The 17,906-nt window shown below is 68.2% G+C and carries 15 protein-coding genes and 2 pseudogenes; 5 read left to right on the plus strand and 12 right to left on the minus strand.

Annotation, left to right across the window (positions count from 1 at the left end; translation table 11 throughout):
* The first annotated feature begins 171 nt into the window (after positions 1-171).
* Positions 172-1,143, plus strand: a complete 972-nt coding sequence (locus ACZ7OO_RS36290; RefSeq protein ID WP_471511598.1) for a pirin family protein — start codon at positions 172-174, stop codon at positions 1,141-1,143.
* Between the two features lie 798 nt (positions 1,144-1,941).
* Here the strand turns inward: ACZ7OO_RS36290 and ACZ7OO_RS36295 are convergent.
* Positions 1,942-2,853 (minus strand): YceI family protein, encoded by a 912-nt coding sequence (locus ACZ7OO_RS36295; RefSeq protein ID WP_471511600.1) that lies wholly within the window; start codon positions 2,851-2,853, stop codon positions 1,942-1,944.
* A 519-nt stretch (positions 2,854-3,372) separates the two neighbouring features.
* Here ACZ7OO_RS36295 and ACZ7OO_RS36300 point away from each other — a divergent pair.
* Positions 3,373-3,630, plus strand: a complete 258-nt coding sequence (locus tag ACZ7OO_RS36300) for a hypothetical protein (protein ID WP_471511602.1) — start codon at positions 3,373-3,375, stop codon at positions 3,628-3,630.
* Positions 3,627-3,998, plus strand: coding sequence for a fic family toxin-antitoxin system, toxin component (locus ACZ7OO_RS36305; protein ID WP_471511604.1), 372 nt, complete (start codon positions 3,627-3,629; stop codon positions 3,996-3,998). Before ACZ7OO_RS36300 ends, ACZ7OO_RS36305 begins: the two co-directional genes overlap by 4 nt.
* A gap of 237 nt (positions 3,999-4,235) precedes the next feature.
* Here the strand turns inward: ACZ7OO_RS36305 and ACZ7OO_RS36310 are convergent, their stop codons facing one another.
* Positions 4,236-5,135: an alpha/beta fold hydrolase gene (locus ACZ7OO_RS36310; protein WP_471511606.1), complete on the minus strand. Its 900-nt coding sequence runs from the start codon at positions 5,133-5,135 to the stop codon at positions 4,236-4,238.
* A 126-nt stretch (positions 5,136-5,261) separates the two neighbouring features.
* Positions 5,262-8,033 (minus strand): helix-turn-helix transcriptional regulator, encoded by a 2,772-nt coding sequence (locus ACZ7OO_RS36315; protein WP_471511608.1) that lies wholly within the window; start codon positions 8,031-8,033, stop codon positions 5,262-5,264.
* Between the two features lie 43 nt (positions 8,034-8,076).
* Between ACZ7OO_RS36315 and ACZ7OO_RS36320 the strand changes: the two genes are divergently transcribed.
* Positions 8,077-8,202, plus strand: a complete 126-nt coding sequence (locus ACZ7OO_RS36320; protein WP_471511638.1) for a hypothetical protein — start codon at positions 8,077-8,079, stop codon at positions 8,200-8,202.
* 239 nt (positions 8,203-8,441) lie between these two features.
* Here the strand turns inward: ACZ7OO_RS36320 and ACZ7OO_RS36325 are convergent.
* A pseudogene (locus tag ACZ7OO_RS36325) lies at positions 8,442-9,041 on the minus strand (alpha/beta hydrolase fold domain-containing protein); the annotation flags it as partial.
* 255 nt (positions 9,042-9,296) lie between these two features.
* On the opposite strand from ACZ7OO_RS36325, the gene ACZ7OO_RS36330 reads away from it, so the two are divergent.
* Positions 9,297-10,250: an AraC-like ligand-binding domain-containing protein gene (locus tag ACZ7OO_RS36330; RefSeq protein WP_471511610.1), complete on the plus strand. Its 954-nt coding sequence runs from the start codon at positions 9,297-9,299 to the stop codon at positions 10,248-10,250.
* 108 nt (positions 10,251-10,358) lie between these two features.
* Here the strand turns inward: ACZ7OO_RS36330 and ACZ7OO_RS36335 are convergent.
* From ACZ7OO_RS36335 to ACZ7OO_RS36370, 8 genes and pseudogenes are all read right to left on the minus strand, one after another.
* A pseudogene (locus ACZ7OO_RS36335) lies at positions 10,359-10,856 on the minus strand (sigma-70 family RNA polymerase sigma factor); the annotation flags it as partial.
* A 200-nt stretch (positions 10,857-11,056) separates the two neighbouring features.
* The gene (locus ACZ7OO_RS36340) at positions 11,057-11,890 is read right to left on the minus strand and encodes an alpha/beta fold hydrolase (RefSeq protein WP_471511612.1); all 834 of its coding nucleotides are present in this window, start codon (positions 11,888-11,890) and stop codon (positions 11,057-11,059) included.
* 154 nt (positions 11,891-12,044) lie between these two features.
* Positions 12,045-12,731: a YoaK family protein gene (locus tag ACZ7OO_RS36345; protein WP_471511614.1), complete on the minus strand. Its 687-nt coding sequence runs from the start codon at positions 12,729-12,731 to the stop codon at positions 12,045-12,047.
* Between the two features lie 160 nt (positions 12,732-12,891).
* Positions 12,892-13,392, minus strand: coding sequence for a cupin domain-containing protein (locus ACZ7OO_RS36350; RefSeq protein ID WP_471511616.1), 501 nt, complete (start codon positions 13,390-13,392; stop codon positions 12,892-12,894).
* Positions 13,393-13,503: 111 nt separating this feature from the next.
* Entirely contained in the window at positions 13,504-14,334 is an 831-nt protein-coding gene (locus ACZ7OO_RS36355) for an SDR family NAD(P)-dependent oxidoreductase (RefSeq protein WP_471511618.1), read from the minus strand.
* The gene (locus ACZ7OO_RS36360; RefSeq protein WP_471511620.1) at positions 14,331-15,140 is read right to left on the minus strand and encodes an alpha/beta hydrolase; all 810 of its coding nucleotides are present in this window, start codon (positions 15,138-15,140) and stop codon (positions 14,331-14,333) included. Before ACZ7OO_RS36360 ends, ACZ7OO_RS36355 begins: the two co-directional genes overlap by 4 nt.
* A gap of 191 nt (positions 15,141-15,331) precedes the next feature.
* Positions 15,332-15,850, minus strand: a complete 519-nt coding sequence (locus ACZ7OO_RS36365; RefSeq protein WP_471511622.1) for a hypothetical protein — start codon at positions 15,848-15,850, stop codon at positions 15,332-15,334.
* 64 nt (positions 15,851-15,914) lie between these two features.
* Positions 15,915-17,834 carry a hypothetical protein gene (locus tag ACZ7OO_RS36370; protein ID WP_471511624.1) on the minus strand — a complete coding sequence of 640 codons (1,920 nt, stop codon included), beginning with the start codon at positions 17,832-17,834 and terminating at the stop codon, positions 15,915-15,917.
* Positions 17,835-17,906 lie beyond the last annotated feature (72 nt).

Below are 17,906 nucleotides of genomic sequence, written 5' to 3' on the forward strand. Positions count from 1 at the left end.
CCCGTCAGCGCCGCATGCGGAGCCTACGCGTAGCGCGACCTGGCGGTACAGCAGTATGCGCCAGCCCCGACGTGCCCGGTGACGGCGGTAGCTTTGGCCCAAGGAGGTTCTAATTTGTCCAGAATTTAACTATAGTTCTGAATTGAACCCATAGTTCGAGGAGGTGCCGACATGCCTGCGGTGACTGTCGAGAACCTGCTGAACCTGCCCCGTGTGACTGTCCCGGCCGATGCCGGAGAACGTGCGGTGCGCGCAGTCACGACCGCACCGAGCGGCTTCGAAGGCGAAGGTTTCCCGGTGCGCCGCGCGTTCGCGGGAATCGACTACGAACGCCTCGACCCGTTCATCTTGATGGACCAGATGGGTGAGGTGGAGTACGCGCCGGGAGAGGCGAAAGGCACCCCCTGGCATCCGCACCGTGGCTTCGAGACAGTGACCTACATCATCGACGGGATCTTCGACCACCAAGACACCCACGGGGGCGGGGGCACGATCACCAACGGTGACACCCAGTGGATGACGGCCGGTTCGGGCCTTCTGCACATCGAGGCCCCGCCGGAGTCGCTCGTCATGTCCGGGGGCCTCTTCCACGGCATCCAGCTGTGGGTGAACCTGCCCGCCAAGGACAAGATGATGGCTCCGCGCTATCAGGACATCAGGGGCGGCACAATCCGACTGCTCAGCACTCCGGACGGCGGCGCCCTCCTGCGGGTCATCGCAGGCGAGCTAGACGGCCACCAGGGCCCGGGCATCACGCACACACCCATCACCATGGTTCATGCCACGCTGCGCCCCGGCGCCGAGATGGCGCTTCCATGGCGCCAGGACTTCAACGGCCTCGTCTACGTCCTCGGTGGACACGGAGCCGTGGGCCTGGACCGCCGCCCCGTTCACACCGGCCAGACGGCGGTTTTCGGGACCGGATCCGCGCTGACCGTCCGCGCCGACGAGAAACAGGACTCCAACGCGCCGGACCTCGAGGTTCTCCTGCTCGGCGGCCGGCCGATTCATGAACCCATGGCCCACTACGGGCCGTTCGTGATGAACACCCGCGACGAGCTGGAGCAGGCGGTCGAGGACTTCCGAAAGGGGCGGCTGGGCACTGTTCCGGTAGTGCACGGGATGTCGGAGGACGGCCTGTAGAGCCTCCTGATCGCGGCTTGCCCGCGCCACTCGGAACCCTCTGCCGGCGCAGGGGAGCCTCCGGTCCAGGCGACCGAGAGGCCGGCGTCGAGGACGGCACATGCGGGACCCGGGAAGGGTGGGGTGCCCGTTCGAACCCGACACATCGTCCGAGAGGGCCGCGTGGCGGCAGCGAGAAAGAAGGGAACCGGCAAGGTGGCTAGGGCTGCCGAGGCGGGTACGCGGACCGCCTGCACGAACCTTGAACGCGGGAAACACACCGCCACGGCCCCGACGACTCCCCGCACTCGCGGCGCCCGTGGCCACGTCCCGTGCTTCGATCGGAGCGCTCTCGTCGCCGCGAAGGACAGACGAGATGGCGGACGGAACCGTACCGAAGACACGCTGAGGGGTGAGGGCCGGCGCTCACCCACCGGTTCCGGTCCTTTGCGTGCGGCGTTGGCGCTTTGCCGTTCGCGCGCCTCCGCGCTCGGCACAGGGCACACGCACTCCGATTTCGGACGGCCGGGGGCCCGCGACGGCGCGTCCATCGCCGCTCGCCCCGTCAATACCGTTGTCCAGCCCGCAGGTTCGGATACCCGCACCGGCGTGATCCGGCTCGTGGCGACGCAGCGAGGCCTCGTAAGTCCTGACACGGCCGTACGACGCCGAACTCGCCGTCGAGACCCGTGACATCCGGTGTCCGCGAGCGGGAGTCGCGTTGGCTCCGGCCTCAGCCAGGGGCCGGAGCCAATGCGCCGAGTGTGGAACGAGTCGGAGGATCCCTCACTTCTCGTTTCGAGGCCGCTCGGGGGGGGGCTACTCGGGTGGCGTCGGGGTGTCGTGGTTGTGGTGCATGGCCTGGATGTCCAGTTCGAGTTGCACCGTGGGTCCGACCACCGCGATGCCGCGGGCCAGCATCGACCGCCAGTTCAGGGTGTAGTCCTCGCGGTGCAGTTCTCCCTTTGCCAGCGCGGCGCAGCGCAGTTCCTGGCCGTAGCCGCCGTTGACGGTGCCGAGATAGGTCGTCTCCAGGGATATCGAGCGGCTCACGCCGTGCATCGTCAGCGAACCCTGGAGGACCCATCTGCTTCCGCCGCGGTAGGAGAATCGCGTGCTCGTGAAGTCGATGAACGGAAATTCATCGACGTACAGGAAGTCCGCGGACCGCAAATGGTTGTCCCGCGTGTTGTTGCCGGTGTTGATGCTCGAGGCGTCGATGCGGACCTGCACGCTGGACTGCGTCATGTCGGGAGCGATCCGGATCCCGCCCTCGAAGCGTTCGAACCGGCCGTGGACGTGGCCCATGCCGACATGCTTGGCGATGAAGCGGATGGCCGTGTGGGGTGGATCGAAGAGCCAGGTGCCCGGCGTCGGCAGTTGAAGGGTCTCAGCCGGGTGCAGCCAGACGCGTCCGTCGACCACCGCCCCTGCGGCCACCTCGAACGTCTCGCCATGAGGTTGCAGTCCGTCCACGGAGACCAGGAGACTGTACCGGCCGGGTGACAGTGCGGCGATGAAGAAACCGTAGGGGTCGGTCGTGCCGCGGGCCACCACGCGATGTGTGTCGAGGGCGGTGACGGCGACGTCCGCGGCCGCAATGGGCGATCCCATCGGATCCACGACCTCGCGCAAGATGCCGCCGGCACCGGGCGGGAGCGGCATGGAGAGATCCGCCGATGCACCGCCGACGTTCTTCGGTCGCCAACGTTTGAGCAGTGCAAGAGCCATCGAGCTGCCTTTCATTGGGGGGCTGTCAACTTTCGTACGCACCACATCGGTGCGAGGGCGGGGGCGAGAGTGTGTCGGGCATTCAGGTCCGGCCTACGGATGATCAGACGGAACGGGCGTCAGCCGCGGGCGTCTGCGGCCGTGCTGCAGCACGCCAGGAAGTGGTGGTCGAGGCAGGGGTTCGACATTCGATGGCAGGGCCGCAAGAGCCAGTGGCGACTTCGATGTCGTGCGCGGCCGGGTCAGGCTCTCATGCCTTTGCCCCCGGTGTTCCTCAGGCCGTTCGCCGCAGGCGCGGGACGCGGGGCATGTGTCCCGTCAAACGGGGTTTCCACTGTCCGATCGGGCACCTCTTCCTGCCCTGAGGGCGTCTGATCGGCGAGACCGGACGCGGGCGTGGGCGGGGGCCGCCGGTCCACGTACGGCAGAAACCGGCTGATCCACCAGGGTCGAGCAGGAACCGGCGCCGGTTCTGGCTTGCACCTCCCGCGCCTGCTACCACCCTGCTACCCTGGAGGGGTGACTTCCGTGAAGAAGCAGACACAGGTCCGGCTGGAAGAGGGCGTCCTCGCGGCCGGCAAGGCCGCTGCCGCTGCCCGCCGGCTGGACTTCAACAAGTACGTGGAGCGGCTCATCGTCGAGGACACCACCGGTGCCCGCGCCGCCGGCATGGCCGCCGCGCAGCGGCTCATCGACGAGCACGGCGGATTCCTCGACGATCTGGAGCAGCAGCTCGACGCCCCGTACGCCGACCCGCGGCCGGGCGCCGCCGCGTGATCCTGCACGTCGACGAGTCCTGGATCCTCGAGGTGGCGGAACGGGCCGGGCACCGTGACCCGGCCCCCGACGACTACGGCGTGCCCATCGCTGCGGTCGCCCGTCACCGCGGCGAAATCCTTGACGCCGCGGTCTACGACGGCCCCTACGCCCGCGCTGCCGCCCTGGTGCACAGTCTGGGCCGCTGCCGCTGGCTGGAGCGCTCGAATCTCACCATCGCCTGTGCTGTGGCCGTCATGTATCTGGAAGCCAGCAACATCCCGGTGAACCCCACACGCGAGCAGCTCACCGCACTGGCCCACGAGCTGAACAACCCGCGCTGCACGGCCGCCCGCGTCGCGTCCTTCCTGCGTACCTGGAAGCCCTGACACCAGAACGGGACGGCCTTCCGGGTTCCGCAGGCTCGGCCTCCCATGTCACCGGCGCCGTGATCCCGAACTCCGGCCACTGGATCCGGAAGGAGCGGCCCGACCACATGACCGACCTCATCGAGGACCTCCTCAACAAGCCCTGATCCCCGAGGCATATGGCCGGCCGTGGACACCCGCCCTCCACGGCCGGCCGCCGGGGGACTGGGGCCGCATCGCGAGCTGCGGTCCCAGCCCTCAGTCTTCGGCGGTCGCGAAGAAGTCGAGGTAGCAGCGTGCGAGTTCGTCGGGCGCCTCCAACGGGATGTTGTGCCCCGCCTGCTCGATCACCACAGGTGTGACCTTCGCCGCGACCTGAGCCATCTGCTCCCCGGGCTCCGCGGCGAGGTAGGCGCGGCCCCCGACGGCCAGCACCGGGCATTCCAGCGGGACGGCGAACTCGGGCCGGTTCTGGGCGGCGTCGATCTCGGTCGCCCGGTACAGCTCGAACACCGCGTGGTTGCCGCCCGGTTCCTCGAGACCTCGGGTGTATTCGTCCTCGTCGGCATCCGTGTACGCACTCGGGTCCCACATGATCCGCCGCATAAAGTACGTCCAGAAGGCACGCTCCCGGCCGGCCATCAGCAGTTCGGGGTAGTGCGGCAGGCCGAAGAAGGAGCGGTGCCAGCCGGTGCGGGGGTCCTCGGCGGCGAGCGGTCCGAGGTCAGGGACCGGGAGGCCGGGCAGTCTCGTTTCCTGGAAGACGAGTTGGACGACTTGCGGGCGGTGGAAGGCCGCCACGGCGTAGGCGACCGCCGCGCCCCAGTCCTCACCCACCACCCGGTATCGGTCGTGTCCCAGCGCTGCCATGAGAGCGGCGATGTCGGCGGCCAGGGTCCGCGTGTCGTAGCCGGTGGCCGGACGCCCGGAACCGCCGAAGCCCCGCAGGTCCACCGCCACGACCGTGTGGTGCGGTGTGAGCAGCGGGACGACGTGGCGCCAGAAGAACATGGTCTTCGGCACGCCATGGATCAGGACGACCACATCGCCGCTGCCGCCCGTTGCATAGTGAAGATCGACTCCGTTGACCCGCGGCCGTCCGTGGATGAGCGGGATGCCGGCGTGATCCGTCATCCCCTGTGCCCCGGATCTTGTCATCGCCGCCTCCTGGTACTCGTGTTGCCCACCGGAACCGGTGGTGCCGATCCGTCACATTCCACAGCGGCCGACGTTTCACTCGCACCGGGGAGCCGCCCCGGTCCGAGGAGATCGCCCTCTAGCCCGTCACCGCTCGGCCGGTGCCCCATCGCCGGAGCCGGTTCTGCCCAGCTTGTTCTCGATCTGCTTGCGCGACGTGATGCCGAGCTTGCGGAACACCCGGCTCAGATGGAACTCGACAGTCGAGGTGGTGACGAACAACCGGGAGGCGATCTCCGCGTTGGTCAGGCCCGACGCGGCCAGCGTCGCCACATGACGTTCCTGCGGGGTGAGGTCGAGCTGGGTGTCGGCCGAGCGTCTGCGTGCCGTCTCCCCGGTGGCCTGCAGTTCCACTCTTGCCCGTTCGGCGAAGGGCGCGGCTCCCCACGACTCGAAGGACTCGTACGCGGCCCGCAGTTGGACCCGGGCATCGGCACGGCGCTTGCGGCGGCGCAGCCACTCGCCGAACAGCAGGCGTGACCATGCCAGATCCACGGCCACCGGGACCTTCTCGAGGTGCGAGATCGATTCCTTGTACAGTTGCTCGGCTTCGTCGTCGTCGCTCATCAGGGCCCGGCAGCGTGCGAGCAGCCCCAACGCCCACGGTGTCCCGGCGAGCGGGGCGCGCTCCTCCATGCGCTGCATGGCCATGGTGGCCGCCTTCCGGTCACCGGCCCGCAGTCCGGCCTCGACCATTCCGGCGAGATTGATGTCGCCGAGGACCACTGGGTGATCGTCGAAGATGTCGCGCTGGGCGTCGAGTGCCTCCTGGTACCGCCCGCTGCCGATCTCGAAGATGCTCAGGGCCTGGCCGGCCCACCGGTACGTCACTCCGGTCCCCAGGTCCTCGGACATGGCGCGCATCGTGGCCGCCGCCGCCCGCAGTTCGGCTTCCCGACCGGTCCAGGCGTAGAGCAGGATCTTGTGGAAGTCTCCCGACCTGAAGTATCCGGTCGCGGACATGTAGTCGTCCGACTCGTTGTAACAGCTCTCGGCGGCGGCGAACCGGCCGTCCCAGATCTCCACCTTGGCGAGCGCGAGCAGCGCCAGGCTGAGCCCGTAGAGCGCTCCGCGGCAACGGCCCGCCGCCACCAGCTTCTCCAGGAGCTCTCGCTTGGCCTCGATGTCCCACAGTTCGTCGCCCGCGATACTGACCATGACGCTGAACGCGTCCTGCTCCTGGAGCTCGTCGGCGTCGCGCAGCCGGGCGAGGGCCGCGGCCAGGGCCGGGGCTCCCTCGGCGTAGCCGTAGGCGATGGAGCGAGCCAGTGCCGCCATGAGCGGATCGGGGCTCCAGGCCGGCAACTCGCTTTCGCGCCAGGCATCCGCGGCGGCCTTGGCGACCTCGTGGGGTGTCGTCCCCGTGATCATCCGGCCACCGATGATCGCGGCCGGCACCGCCTCGCGCAGCAGGTCCCAGCTCGCCATCGGATCGGTGGTGCGAAGGTCGGCCACCGCCTCCAGCAGCATCGCGGGCACCTTGCGCGGGCGGGAGCGGATCATCTCGACGGACGCCCGCAGTCGTGTCGCGTGAACCCGGGCTTGCGGTCCCGTCAGGTCCGGAGCGGCGAGTTCGACCAGCGTTTGGACCTCCGCCAGATTGCCGGAGGTGAGGTGGGCCGCCGCCGCGTGGAGGTACCGCTCGGCCCGCTTGCCCGGATGTACGGTCATCTCCGCCGCCCGGGTGAGGACGAGAGCCTGTTCGGAGTATCCGCCACGTGCCTGGGCCAGCTCGGAGGCGGCTTCGAGTTCCGCCGCCACGGTGTCGTCCGGACCGTCGGTCGCCTCGGCCCGGTGCCAGGCCCGGCGTTCGGGGGCGCTCGTGGCGGCCAGCGCCGCCTGGACACGCCGTCGCTCCTCGGTGGACGCGGCCGAGTGGACCGCCGACCGGATCAGCGGGTGGCGGAATGCGACGGTGGTCCCGCGTATCAGTATCCCGGCATCGACCGCGGGCATGGCCGACCGTGCCGACAACCCCAGGGAGCCGGCGGCGCGCCACAGCGCGGCCTGGTCGTCCGTCGGCGTCGCGGCCATGAGCAGCAGCAGGGTCTGCGTGTCTGCGGGCAGCAGGGCCGCCGCCTGACGGAAGTGCTCTTCCAGCTGCCGGTTCACCGGCAGCGGCTCAGGCAGCGCCGTGACTCCGGCCAGTTGTTCCGAACCCAGGTTCACCGCGAGTTCGAGGAGCGCGAGCGGGTTGCCCCCGGTGCCGGCGACGAGCCGCTCGGCGACCGCCTGGTCCAGGTGCCCGGTCACACCGGCACTCAGCAGCGCCCTGGCCTCGACGTCCGGGAGGCCCTCCAGCCGGAGTGCGGGCAGAGCGCCGAAGACGTCGAGGTCACTGCTGCCGTCCCGTCCGGCGAACACGAGCCCCAGGCAGTCCGCGTACAGACGCCGGCCCACGAACGCCAAGGTCTCCGCCGACTCGCGGTCCAGCCACTGCACGTCATCGACCAGACAGAGCATCGGCGTCACAGCGGCCGCGTCCGAGAGAAGCGTTAACGCGGCCAGTCCGACCAGATGGCGGTCGGACGGCGAAGCGTCGGTCAGCCCGAACGCGGCGTTCAGGGCATCACGTTGCCGCTGCGGCAGAGCGGAGAGCCGGCCGAGGTGGGGCCGCAGGAGCCGGTGCAGAGCCCCGTAGCCCAGCCGTGTCTCGGCCTCCACACCGACCAGCCTGACGACTGTCAGGTCCTGGGCGGACTCGGCCGCGTACTCCAGAAGCCGGGACTTGCCGACCCCCGCGTCGCCGTTGAGTACCAGGACCCCGCCGAAGCCGTCCCGGACCGACTCGAGCAGCCTGCCGATCGCCTCACACTCGGGGACGCGGCCGATCATCGGCGGCCCGGACTCATGACCCATGCCGGACCACACCATGGGCCTCCCTTTCGTTGTGTTCCGAGTGATGCGACCAGCTCAGGCGCAGGCGGGCTCCGAGGGACAGGCAGCCGTCACCGTCGTCGAGGAGACCGGCCTCTCGAAGCAGTTCCACCCAGCCCTGCCGGCCGGACAGACGTCTTCGTATGCGTGATCCAGGGACGGGGACGGGTGAGGTGGGCACGTCTGGCTCCTACAGCGAGGTGTGGTCCATCGGGGCAAGGCCTGCGCAGGGTCTAGGAGGGGAAAGTCGCCGGCAGCGCGTCGTGCAGGGCTCGCAGGCCAGGGCGACGGCGCACCCGCGGCCTGGCAGCCGCGCAGGGCGTCGAACACGGCGAAGTCATGGACGACTCCGAGGCACCGGACAGCCGTGACCGGGACACCTGCGGCCCGGAGCCTGGCCGCATACGCTTCGCCCTCGTCACGCACCACGTCCGCCTCGGCGGTGATGACGAGGCCCGGCGGCAGTCCGGCCAACTGGCCGAGCCGGGCACACAGCGGCCAGACGGTGCTGAGCGTACGCTCCTCCGCGTCGGGTACGTACTGCTCCCGGCACCACCGCATGGTGTCGCGGTGCAGGTGGTATCCGGAGGCGAACCGGGTGCAGGAACCGCTGTCGCAGGCCGCGTGCGAAGTGGACGTCGCCGCGTTCCTTGGCCGGCAGCGTCGATGCCGCCGTCGGACTTCCTCCCGCCGAGTCCCCCACGACGGCCATCCGGCCACCGTCGAGCCCGCGCGGGCGCGTGTACTCGGGGAAGACCACCACATCGCATCGGCACCCACCGCCGGCTCACGAACCAGCCGGTCGGGCGTGCCGCCCGGGACCGTCACCCACTCCTCGTCGGTCTCCGCCAAGGCGATCCGGCCGGACTGCCCCCGCTCGACGGCTCTGCGGCCACCGAGCACGTTCGGTTCGACGGGCGAGGCGGTGCGGGTGAACGCCCGAACCACCGGCCCGCGTACCAGCTCGTGCGACGCGACGTACGATGGCATCCGCGACTCTCCCGGATCGGGTCCCGCTTGTCGAACTGCGACACAACGCACCCTAGGAAGCGGGGCGGGGGGCACGTTTGCTCTCCGCGCACCGATGCTTTGCGCATCGTGCACTCGCCCTGGCGGCCTGACCGAAAGGCAGGCGTTCGCACGTCACGGGAACCGGACTTCAGGGCGGGCGTCGGGGGTCTGCGGACGTCCGGGCGTTGGGCGTCGCCTGTCGATGCCCGCGTCGTGGAGCCTGGGGAAGCTGGCATGAGCGTTGTGTTCTCGGTGCGGTCGAATCCCGGCAGCGTGCGTCTGGAGCACTGGCAGGAGGAGGTCTTCCGCACCTTCGTGCCGCTGCGGATCACCCTCCCCGAGGACGAGCCCTTCAGCGGTCGGATCAGTACCGACCTGCTCGGTCCGCTCCAGGCGACCACCGTCGACTGCGATCGCGGCCGGGTCGACCGCACGCCGCAGCTGATCGCCCGGGACAGTTCCGCCTTCGTGTATGTGGGCCTGCAGCGCAGCGGCCACGCGCACGTGGACCAGGACGGTCGGAGCGCCGAACTGAACCCGGACGACGTGGCGTTGTACGACACGACACGGCCCTACACCCTACGTTTCCCGCACCGCTTCCGGATGCAGGTGCTGCTGGTGCCCCGCGCCCTGCTCCCGCAGTCCGAGGGGGAACTCCAGCGGGTGACGGCGACCGCACTGCACCAGGACGACGGGCTTGGCCGGGTGATCCTGCCGTTCCTGCGGGGCCTGGCCGACCATGCTCCCGACCTCGCCGCCGCGGCGGGCGACGCGCTGGCGGCCAATGCCGTGGACCTCGTCGGAGCGCTTCTCGCCGAGCGACTGGGCCGCGACACCCTGGACACCCCCGGGGGCGGCCTCGCCCTCCTGCTGCGCATCAAGGCATTCATCGACCGTCATCTCGCCGACCCCGATCTGTCCCTCGCCTCCATCGCCCGCGAACACCGGATATCGGTCCGCTACCTCCACAAGCTCTTCGAGAACGAGTCCACCACGGCCGCCCGCTGGATCCAGCTACGCCGGCTGGACGCATGCCGCAGTGACCTGTCCCGCCGCTCCCCGGTCACCCCTACCGTCGCCGCGGTGGCTCGCCGTTGGGGCTTCACGGACGCCGCCCATTTCAGCCGGGCGTTCCGGGTGGCGTACGGCACCTCGCCGAGCCAATGGCGGGCCGGGTCGGAAGGGTGAGCGGATGTCGCCTCGGGCCGCTGTCGCCTCGGCCGCCGACTCGGACGTCATACGTGAGCGGAGCCGGCGCAGGGCGTAGTGCTGCCGGGACTTGACGGTGCCCGCGGGGATGCCCAGGATCCGGGCGGTCTCCTGCACGGTCCTGTCGTGCAGGTAGGTGTGCACCAGGACTTCTTGGTGCTCCTGCGAGAGATGACGCAGCAGGGCCACGGCGTCGACCGACATGGCCACCGCGTCGGCGTGGTCGCCCTGGAGAACCCCTCGGTGTTCCGCGCCCGGCGACTCGTGGCGAGAGTAGGCGCTGCGGATGCGGTCGATCGCCAGGTGGCGGGCCACGGTGAGCAGCCAGCCGCGCAACGAGCCGTCGTCGGCAAGGAGCTGCTCGGAGCGGTGCCAGGCGCGTATCAGGGTCTCCTGCACGATGTCCTCCGCCATGTGGCGGTCGTTCAATATGCGTTCGACGTAGGCGAGCAATGGCTTGGCGTGATCGGCCGCCAGGACGGGCAGGAGGTGCCCGCCGGGTGCGGCCCGATGCTGGTGAGGGGCTTCCGCGCGGGTGGCCGGAGCGGTTGCGTCGGCTCTGGCTCCGATGATTCCGCTGGTCATGGAGTGGTCCTTGGCTGAAGGGGTGGAGCCGCGCGGGGGCCGGGGAGACGGCTGCGCCGGCCCGTGGCCCGGGGCCGGCACAGCTGCCGTGACCTGGCCGAGCGCCGGTGGTCCGGTCTCGGTGCAGGCCGCCGACGGGGGAGCCGTAGGGGCCCGCACCGAGTCACGACCGTCCTTCGGGGCGTGGCCGATCTGTGCGGCTACTTGCTCAGGAAAGCCAGCAGCGCCGCGTTGACCTCGTCGGCGTGCGTCCACAGCAGACCGTGCGGGCCGCCCTCGATCTCGACGTACTCGGCCGAGGGCAGCAGCGCGTGGAAGCGCCGACCGGTGGAGTCGATCGGCAGGATCCGGTCGGCCGTTCCGTGCAGGATCAACGTCGGTACGTCGATCTTGGTGACGTCGGTGCGGAAGTCCGTGATCCAGGTGGGCACGCATGCCACCGATGCGTGCGCCGAGGCACCGGCCGCCACGTTCCAACTGGCTCGCACGGCCTCCTCGCTGATCCGGACGCCGAGCGTCTCGTCGAGGTTGTAGAACGCGTCGTAGAAGCCGGTGAAGTAGGCGTAGCGGTCCTTGGTGACCGCCTCCAGGATGCCGTCGAAGACGGACCGGTCGACGCCGTTCGGATTGTCGTCGGTCTTGAGCAGGAAGGGTTCGAGGGAGGCCAGGAAGGCGGCCTTGGCGACGCGCTGCGACCCGTAGGAACCCAGATAGCGGCCGACTTCGCCGGTGCCCATGGAGAACCCGACCAGTACCGCGTCGGTGAGATCCAGTTCGGACAGCAGCGTGTTGAGATCGGCGGCGAAGGTGTCGTAGTCGTAACCGGTGGTCGGCTGCGACGACCGGCCGAAGCCGCGCCGGTCGTAGGTGATGACCCGATGGCCCGTGTCGAGCAGAGCCGGAAGCTGCTTCTCCCAGGAGTGGCCGTCCAGCGGATAGCCGTGGATCAGCACGACGGGCTGACCGCTCCCGTGGTCCTCGTAGTACAGCTTGATGTCGGTGGAGTTCTCCTGGCCGACGGTGATGTAGGGCATGTCGGTTCCCTTTCGCTGGCTGGGCGGTCTTGCGCTGTGACGGCGCCGGAGTGGGTGGGGTGGAGGGAGTGCGGGGTCCGGGTGCCGGCGGAGCGGGAACCACCGGCCGGCGGGACCGGCCATGGACGTGTTGGCGGGACGATGGAAGGCCGGATCAGCCCCAGCTCTCAGCCGTGTCGCGCCGGCGCAGGCGGTCAGTCGTCACCGCGCACACCGCGAGGACGGCCGCGGCGGCCCACAGCGGAGCCGCGAGCTGGCCGTGACGCAGCATCAGACCGCCGGCCAGCGCCCCTGCCAGCATCGACAGAATCGACGCGACACGCCGCAGCCGTACCTCGTTCGGGGTCCGATCCGCGAACAGGCCCGCAACTGTCAGAGTGAGAACCGTCGTGGTGAGGTCGGGGACCGCCAGCCGGCGGACCACAGCGTTCTGCGCGCCCATCGGGACGGCCAGCAGCGCGATCATGGCCAGCTGTGTGCCGCGCCGGGCCGGATCGGCGAAGGCGGCCAGAGCGGCTGACACGGCGACCAGCACGCACTGGGCCCCGCATGTGAAGGCCAGCAGCCGGCCGCGGTGGATCCTGCGGGCGCCGCCGTAGCGTCCGCCGATGAATGCGCCGGCCCCGAAGCAGCCCAGCGCCAGCAGCGCCGCGCTCCAGGAGATGCCGCCGGCTCCGCCGACTCCGCCGACCGCGAAGCCGAAGAAGACGACGTTGCCGGTCATGTTCGCGACGAAGACATGGCCCAGCGCCAGATAGCTGACGGCGTCGACCAGACCGGTCCCGACGGTCAGGGCGAGGAGCAGTACCGGCAAGGGACCGTGATCGCGGGAGCCGGTCATCGCTGTCGCTGTGACGGGAAGGGCATGGTTGTTCCTTTCGCGGATCGGCCGGCGCGGACCGAAGTCTTCGCCGGGGTCTCAGGAGGGGGCGTGTGCGGCTGTCTCGATGTGTGTGCGGTGGCGCTCGACTGCCTGTCCGCTCTTGCGGGGGCGGTGTGACTCACCGGGACGGCGGGACGCCGATGATGCGTAAGTGGAAGGCGTCGGAGGAGGCCATGACGGTCGCCAGATCGAATTCCGGGGGCAGGTCGCCGGCCTCGGCCACCGGGGTGCCGTTGGCCCTGAAGAACTCCTCGACGCAGGCCGGGCTGAACAGCACCCCGATCCGCGCCCCTTCGGGCGAGCGCACCAGATAGCTGTGCGGGACCCCGCGCGGTCCGTAGGCGACCTGCCCGGCCACCAGGTCGTGACGCTGGTCGCCGACGAAGAACGTCACCTCGCCGTCGAGGACGAACCAGACCTCCTCCTCGTCCTCGTGGACGTGGTGCGGGGGCCCGTGGCCGACAGCGTCGGCGAACTCCATGAGGCAGAGCCGGTTGTCCGTCGCGGCGCCGGGAAGCAGGATCCTGGCCTGGCCGCCCAGGAACCAGAAGGGTTCACGCTCGGGCGCTTGGCCGAAGGTCGGAAAGAACCAGCTCGTCCTTCCTGTCCCCGACGTCATCGGGAGCCGCCCGGGAAGCGCAGCAGCAGGTTGGTCATTTGATCTCTCCAAGGGACGCGGAGGGGAGGCGAGCAGCGGTGAGGCCGTCGACCGCAGCGCCGTGTCGGCCGGTCAGAGGGATTCGACGAGGCCACCGTCGATGACGAAGTCGGCGCCGGTGATGTTCGCCGCCCGGGAACCGGCGAGGTAGAGCACGAGATCGGCGACCTCGGACGGCCGGGTGAAGCGGCCGGTCACCGACTGGCGCGCCGCGCCGCGGGCCACCTCCCGGGGGTCGATGCCCTGGGACCGGCCGACCGTGTCGGCGACACCGCCGGCGCCCTGCCACAGCGCCGTCTCCACCGGACCGGGGCCGATGGTGTTCACCCGCACACCGCGCGGCCCCACCTCCTTGGACAGGGCCTTGCAGAAGTTGGTCAGCGCCGCCTTCGCCGCGCCGTAGTCGATGACCAGCGGGTCCGGCAGCCGCGCGTTGACCGAGGAGACGGTGACGATCCGTCCCGCGCCGGTCGCGAGCAGATGCGGCAGGGCTGCCCGGGTGGCGCGGACGGCGGCCAGGAAGTTGACCGTCAACGTCCACTCCCAGTCCTCGTCCGTCACCCCCAGGAAGCCGTCCACGCGCGGCCGTACCGCCCCGACGTTGTTCACCAGGACATCGACACCGCCGTGGACCGCGACGGCCTCGGCGACCAGCGCCGCCGGACCCTCTCGCGTCGCCAGGTCGACCTCCACGACGGTGAGTTCGGCCCCCTGCTTGACCAGCTCGTCGAGGGCATCGGTGCGCTTGCGTGACCCCGCCACGACACGAGAACCCGCCCCGAGGAATGCCTCGACGACGGCCAGCCCGATGCCGCGCCCGGCGCCGGTGACCACGACGGTCCGCCCGGCCAGACCCGCGTCGTCACCGGACGCTCCGGCCGCCTGCGAGCGTGGGGCGCTCATCGCCCGCTCTCCAGCCCCTGCTGCCGCAGCCAGCCGAGAACGGTGTCCGCGACCTCGCGCCAGCCGCCGTCGATCGTCAGGGAGTGCCCGCGGTCGGGGAAGTTGATGATGTCGGTGACGGCCTCGGAGTGCCGGTACTGCTTGAGGGTGGCCCGGGTGACGGTCTCCGGCACCGTGTGGTCCTTGCCGCCGGAGATGAGCAGCAGCGGGCCACGGCCGTTGTTCTGTGTGTTGACCTTCGCAGGCGAGTGCGGGTTGAAGTTGGCGGAGGCGGCCTCGTACAGCGGCTTGCCCGGCGCTGGGATGGTCCAGCGCTCGTACAGGGCGGCCGACTCCTCCTCCGAGATGGCGTTGCCGAACGCGAACCGGAACTGCTCCGCGGTCAGGGACACCGAACGGTTCTTGTTGGCCGGGTTCTTGAAGACGGGGAACGTCGCCTTCAGCGCGGACAGCGGTAGCGGCAGGACGCCCTTGATCTGGGCGGCGTCGATCGCGACCGCCGCCGCCGCGCGGTCCTGGCCGAGCAGCTTCTGCGCGATCATCCCGCCGAAGGAGTGACCGATCACGATGGGGCGCACGGGCAGGTCCGCGATCAGAGCCGCGTAGTGCTCGACGACGTCGTCGATGCCGTGTCCGGCGATGCTCTCCGGGTTCTGGCGCGCCTCCTCGACCGTGTCCGGGTCGCCGGGCCACCCGGGCGCGGACGGCTCGTAGCCCTCCTCGCGGAACAGATCGGCCCACGGCTGCCAGGAGGAGCTGTGCAGCCAGAGTCCGTGGACGAAGACCACGGGAAGGTTGACGGACATGACGGAGCCTCTCCTGTATGGGTGACCTGGCCGGACCGGTGCCCACGAAACCGGGGATCCCGGTGGTTTCGCACCGGGGTGGTACCCCAGTGGTTCAGGGGCGGTCCCCGAAGGGCCCGAGGCGGGAGTCCCGTCAGTCGCCGGCACGGCGAACCGATGCCAAAAATGAGAAGCGGGTCAAGTTGTGGCAACTAAAACGCGAATCCAGATTCTCCGATGAGTGATCTGACCCTAGCGTAGTTCGAATCGCTGAACAGCTTTCGAAGGGCAAGGTCCAACTTCGGGTAGTCCGTCAGAAGGCTCGGCCACACACGTTCGTCCGCCAGTGCCCCCTCTACCATGGACATGATCGTAGTTTGATCTGTTGCACCGTGCGCTTCCGATGCTGTGACGAGAGACCAAAGCTTCCGGAAGACGCTGTGCTGTTCAGTCATGGCTTGGTTGTCGAAGAATTTGTCCTGGGTCGCCAGGAAAACGTCGTGGTACCTGTCGCTTGAGAGCAATTGTTGCCCAGGCTTCGGGAAATGATGGAGCGTAGGATCCTGAGCCGGAGCCGGATCCACGATGGCGATTCGCACCTGGCGCGGAATTCCTTCGACGGTCCAGCTCTCGGGATTTCTGAGATGGTCATGGCTAATATCATTCTGTACTTCCTGCGCACTGCCCGTATACACCTTCTGGTGTTCCTCGTTGACGCCAAGGGCCTTCAACCAGTGACTCCGCGGAAGCGGACCCCGGCCCAGTTGGGGATCGAGCACATATTGTCAGAACGTGTCATTTCCCAGAGATCTTTTTCGAAACGTTCCCCCCTGCGAGCAGAAGAGCGCGGATCACAGGCCTGGATCGATGCATCTCTTCGAGGAGAAGGAAGGTCTCGTCAACCCGAACTGCACGGTCCTGAAGGCGGGCGCGAGCTTGATCGTGCAGCCGATCGGCCAGCTCTTGCACAAGAGGGTGCGCAACCAGGTCCGCAAAGGTCCTTACTCCTGTATGGAAATCGTGCATGACTGTGTTGCGTTGACTGAAATGAATTTCGCCAAGCAGGTCCTTTCTGACATAGTGGCTGATTTTTTGCGAAGAGACTGCCGAGCCCAGAGCCTTATCGATCGGAAGGTGTGAGGCCTGCTGGAAAGCGTCAAGAAATCTGGCGGAGCTTCCTGGGGCGGGAGTGGCGGCGTGACGTACAAGGAGATTGAAGAGCCGGTGTGGCCTGGCTTGATTGTTGAGCTCTGCAAAGAAGGAAAGGGCGTACTGTTCGTCGGTGCGAGCCGCGGGGATTTTGTACGTTCCGTCAGGGTGGTAATCGCCGTCGGCCTGGGAGTGTACCCGGATCTGCTGCATGCCTTCGGGGGACTGCGATTCGAGCAGCTCGAATTGGGATGACAGCAGCTTTGCTTCGGGTCGGATGAGTCGTGACACCATATGCCAGATAACCTGCGGATCTTTCGCTTTCTGTATGTCTCTCAAGAAATCTCCGCCGATACGGTTTGACTCTGCTATGGCGTGGAGTACCAGACCCTCCCTGGCGTCTTTACCAAAGAAGACCACCTGCGCCATATCGTTCGTGCGGGCAGGTTTGCCGCTCTCGGGATACTCCACCGTCCAGCGATTACGTGAGTCGGAAATGTATGTCGAGGTGCGCACTGTTTTTCCGTTCCACTCCAATTTCCGCATGGCTGTCCTGTGCAACGGATCAAGTCCATCGAACAGGGACACCCAGCCGTGGTGGCGTACTATGTTTGCGAACGTCCATTCAGAAATTTTATTGCCGAACCGGGAATTCAGTTGCTGTCCTGGACTGAGCTTCAGAGTCACTCGGCCGTACACGAAATCGTCGTTGGCCAATACTGCAACATCCTCTTCGGTGCTACCGCCGACCACATGATCCTTCTTTTTGCGACCCAACTCCGCCAGCGAAGATATGCGGCCGTCATTCGTGATCGCATCGAGTGCGTTCGTCGCGTGCAGCAGGGTTAGATTCAGCCCGGAAAGTCTTCTGTACAGTGCCACATTTTTAGGATCTTGCAGGAGGGTCTTTGTCTCTTCGCGCAGTTCGGCAATATTCTGCTGCGAGCGCCCCTCGATATAGCCGATGCGTCCCTTGCGGCCCTGACCTGCGAGTGTGGGATCGCTCAAGTGCCAGTACCGGCCATGAGTGAGGCGTTCATAAGCGGCCTCGCGACGAAAGGCTCGTACAACAGAGCTGAGCCGGAGCAGCGTGGTGACGCTGACCGGCTTCTTGAGGGCCTCTGAGGGCTGCTTTCCGTCGATTCTCCATTGCTCGATGAAGTCGGCCAGGTTGCGGGCGGCGGCGACCACCGGTACGTAATCGCGGCGCAGCCTGTCGATGCCACCGAGATGAGCGGCGTCCGAGATGTGTCCGTCCAGCGAGGCGGCCACCGTGTCTGCGGAGGCACGCAGATCGGATATCTGGGCAGTCACGTCGGTCGAATTGGGTAGCTCCTCCAGGAGCATGTTCAGCTCTTCGTGCAGTTGCTGTCCCAGAGCGTCGACTTCGGCTCCGGTCCAGCGCACGAGTTCGGCGTCCGGTTCCGGCGTGGCACGGGCTGCCGTATCGAGTCCCACCGCGTAGTCGCGCACTTTCTGGGCCAGATCAAAAGCGCTGTCCCGGGACAACGTGATGACCAGGTCTTCCAGCTGGGACTGCGCCAAGTGGTCGGTGCGGACATGCACGTCGCTCTCCCCCCTGCGGAACAGCGGGAGGGCGAGCCACTCGTTCCAGTCCGGGCCCATCAGATAGGAGGG

This window comes from Streptomyces sp. NPDC111744, assembly GCF_055634995.1.